The 3,731-nt window shown below is 37.8% G+C and carries 5 protein-coding genes; all 5 read right to left on the bottom strand.

Features of this window, described 5'->3' with window-relative positions; translation table 11 throughout:
- Positions 1-413: contractile injection system protein, VgrG/Pvc8 family (locus tag HMPREF3066_RS09355; RefSeq protein WP_210385713.1), on the bottom strand; the 413-nt coding region annotated here is incomplete at its 3' end.
- Between the two features lie 152 nt (positions 414-565).
- Positions 566-985, bottom strand: a complete 420-nt coding sequence (locus tag HMPREF3066_RS09350; protein ID WP_060974610.1) for a hypothetical protein — start codon at positions 983-985, stop codon at positions 566-568.
- An 11-nt stretch (positions 986-996) separates the two neighbouring features.
- Positions 997-2,793 (bottom strand): M15 family metallopeptidase, encoded by a 1,797-nt coding sequence (locus tag HMPREF3066_RS12510; protein WP_060974611.1) that lies wholly within the window; start codon positions 2,791-2,793, stop codon positions 997-999.
- A 14-nt stretch (positions 2,794-2,807) separates the two neighbouring features.
- The gene (locus tag HMPREF3066_RS09340; RefSeq protein ID WP_060974612.1) at positions 2,808-3,371 is read right to left on the bottom strand and encodes a hypothetical protein; all 564 of its coding nucleotides are present in this window, start codon (positions 3,369-3,371) and stop codon (positions 2,808-2,810) included.
- A gap of 8 nt (positions 3,372-3,379) precedes the next feature.
- On the bottom strand, positions 3,380-3,731 hold a 352-nt coding region (locus HMPREF3066_RS13645; RefSeq protein WP_321178935.1), incomplete at its 5' end, for a hypothetical protein.

Here is a 3,731-nt window from a genome sequence, read left to right as displayed (position 1 = left end):
AAGACGGCGGCAACGATGTCGGGGACGGTTTGATTTTGAAACAGTCGGGAGGATTGGAAATGTTTTAAAGCCGCGAAACGCGGCTCTAAAACAAAGCGGTAAACGGTTTCATCCTTGGAGACGGACAGCTTCTCACACGAAGTCACGATGCCCTGCCATTGTTTCGCCGGAGATTCGTCCGAAGCAGACCCAAATGCACTGACTACTTCGGACAATACGGCCTCCTGCGGACGGATTTCAAATGCAGCGCGCTGATTGAGGTAGGAAGACAGCGGCAGGAAGGAATCGGTGGAAGTGGCGGTGATTTCAACGTGGTAGGCGGTGTTGGCGGCTTCGGAGGCGGTGAAGGATTTAACGGAGAGGGAGGGGGAAAATCGGGCAAAGGTGAGGTGGTAGGATTGGCGGGCGGTCATGGTCGGGTATTTCCAAGATGACGATGGGGTCGGTATGGTAGTTTGAACGGGGGTGGGCGGTCAAGCGGAGGGGATTGGTGGTGGAGAGGCCGTCTGAAAGGAATTTCATCAGACGGCATCACTATAAAACTACTTATAGATTATAAAGACAATTAATTGTTACAATTTTTAATAATAATTGATTTAGGTATCCTCTTTATTAAATTAGTAAAATCATTTCTAACCTCAGTATGATTAATATTTAATTCTTTCTTATTAATTAGTATATATATATTTCTTTCATCTTTAGAAATATAACCATCCTTAAACCTAAACTCTTTATGCATACCTGAACTTAACTTATTTCCCTTTTTAAAATTATACACATACAAAGACTTACCTGTCTCCCCATAGTAAGTTGAAGTAATAAAACAATGATTTAATCTATCTTTAAATAGTTTTAGCTCCCCTCCCTCTAAACTTGACTCTTCATCATCAAGTTCAGAAGTAAAAATTAAATTTACTCCGTATGCATTTTGACATAATAAGACAAAGAATGTAAATATTGCTAGCATTATATTTAATGATTTCATAACAACTCCATCTAAATATCATATTTAACAGCTAAAGGATCGCCACCAGCAGCTTTTACAGCTGCTCTTAGTTGAGCCATATTTTTACCAACCTTCAATTCGAAATGAGGATAATCCTTAAATTTTCTCCAATTTCCTCCCCATGCTAACCCCTCTTCAATTCCTACATGTGCAATTAATTTCAGTAATCTAATATTCTCTGCATCATCTTCCTTTTTCATGTGGAGCCTGCCATCCTGCCAAATTGGAAACACATCTATTGCGAGTCCAAAATTATGATTACTTTGCCCTCCTTTTGCTTTTGTTACTATTGATCCAGGCATTGTTCTCCCTTTGGCATACAATTCATCCTGTTCTCTGTATGTCCTATATCCCTGCACAATTCTTAATTTAATTTGATGTTGTTCATACACTTTTTGAATAAACCTTCTTACTTTGTCTTGAAATTGAGGATGAAGTTTATTAATTTTTGTTTCATTTTGATCATGTATCCCTCTATTCTCCTTAACCACTGTAACAGGCTTCCCATCCACAGAATTTACCCGCTTTACCTCCCTTCTCTGCCTTAATTGGGGAGATGTATGTTTTGCACCGTTATCTTCCTTTGGTCGACTAGCTGTTTCTGTGTCAGAGGAAGGACTCATCTGCACTTTTCTTGCAGATGATTGGTTACCTGATTCTTGTGCCTTAGGTTTTTCTATTTGTACCTCCCTATTTCCTGTTTGCGTATTTGCTCCCGTATTAACGGTAGGTTTTGTTTGTACTTTCTCGGCAGGTGGCTGCGTGTTTGTTCCCCGTGGCTTAGTAGGTCGATCTATTTTCACTTCCCCGTTTTCTTTTCTCGCGACAGGTCTACCTGTTTTTGCAGGAAGCCGAATTTTTTGTCCGATATAGATTTTATTGGGATCTGCAATTTTTGGGTTTGCATGAAGCAATGCTTCTACGGTTGTTCCTAACTTTTGGGCAATCTTTGTCAAAGTCTCCCCTTTTTTGACCTTGTGATACATTCCTGCATAGTTTCCGGGTTTCCCATTCGGTTTCAATATAACTCTTTGTTTGAGATACGGGCTGATAAGTTTCGTAATAATTTCCGTTACCGAAATCATCCCTTCTATATTCGCCTTTGGCATATGCTTATCTGCATTGGGATTGATTTTAACCTTTACATCTTTTCCTGCATGTTGATATGGAATCTCTTTGGTTTTACCTTCTTGGTCAGTTTGTCCTTGGATAATGACCTTTTCTTGACCTTGTTTTTCGTGTGTAATTTCATATGGAACATTAGGAATAGCTTCTCCATCAAGATTAACTATTTGTAATCTTTTTGATTTGTCCGCATTTTTGTATCTGTACCATTTGAAATCATCATTTTCAGTACCTGCAATTTTAACTTCTTCCAAAAGATTAAAGTTCCATGCCGGTGTTGGCTTATACGAATGGAGCTTACTTCGACTCAAAGAAGACTGCGCCCTCGGGCTATAATACAATACGACCTTTCCCGTAGGATCTTTTATCATTCCATCATATATAGGTCGGACAGCGGCAATAATCCGTAAAACTAATGGCGATGGTTTCCCAGCTGATAGAGAATTATAGGCACTTAAGAATGGTTGATTTTTTTGTGTTGCCGCATCAAAACCCGTTTTTAATATTACATCATTAATTGTCTGATACCTCCTCCATTCTTTATATTTAAAACGATTCATTATTACATGAGCAATTGCTTTCCAAGAAGCACTACTACTATTGCCAGCTTCGCCAGCAATCGTAGAAACAAACAGGATAAATTCCTTAGAATATTGTGACATTACCAATCTCCGAATTATTTCGCACAAGGATTATCAATGACCATATCGACTGATTCATAAACATGATTTAAATAACTCATAGCTACTTTTTTTTGTTTAAACTTTCCCTGAACTATTGATTGTAAAGATACAACATCCTTTGCAAAATTAAATTGCTTACTATGTTTTAAAATAATCTTTAGTGGTTTTAGCTGGAAAAATTTATAAAAATAAATACCTGCATCATCCGCAGCCATGATACATTTCGTATGAGCGTCTATAGTAATAACTCCTGATACTGTTTGAGGCTTATGGACTCCATCAACCAAAACTAAATATGAATTATACGAGCCTAGATTAATATTCAATGCAAAAATATCCTCAATCCATTTGTATGTCGCTTTGTCTTTTGGGATGTCTCCAATAATTGCCTTCTCATTAAGATAGAAAGCACATTCATTTGTTTTTTTATTACACTCCCTAGTTATTTTTAATGTATTATTTGGGGAAACAAAGGTTTTCTGGCTGGCAAGACTTACTGCATTCGCAGTTAGTAATATGTAAATTAAGAATAATTTTTTAAGTTTAAGCTGTAACATTTTGCCATTTATTCCTTATCTAAATTATCAAAATCATCACTGCATAAGTAATCATCTTGTTCTATGTAAGTTTCATCCTCAGATAAAACCCAATCTCCTCCTCCTACAAAAAAATTGGCATATTCTTCTGTGGCTGAAGTGATTCGTCCGGTTCTTCCATATTCATCAAGGTTTCCTTCAAATTCCTCCCCACTTTCAGTAAGTGCAAAATATTTTAGAGATGTTAAATCCCCAAATCCTTCAAAACTTTCAGCAAAATCCAATCTATTGCTGTAACGCTTAATTGCGCCAACTTGAGTGAATTTGAAGTTGGTGCTATTCGCCCCACTCACCACCAACGGCGCCCTCACCCTTACCACC

The organism is Neisseria sp. HMSC03D10 (assembly GCF_001807625.1).
Lineage (GTDB): Bacteria > Pseudomonadota > Gammaproteobacteria > Burkholderiales > Neisseriaceae > Neisseria > Neisseria mucosa.
This window is presented reverse-complemented; position numbering and strand designations above follow the sequence as displayed.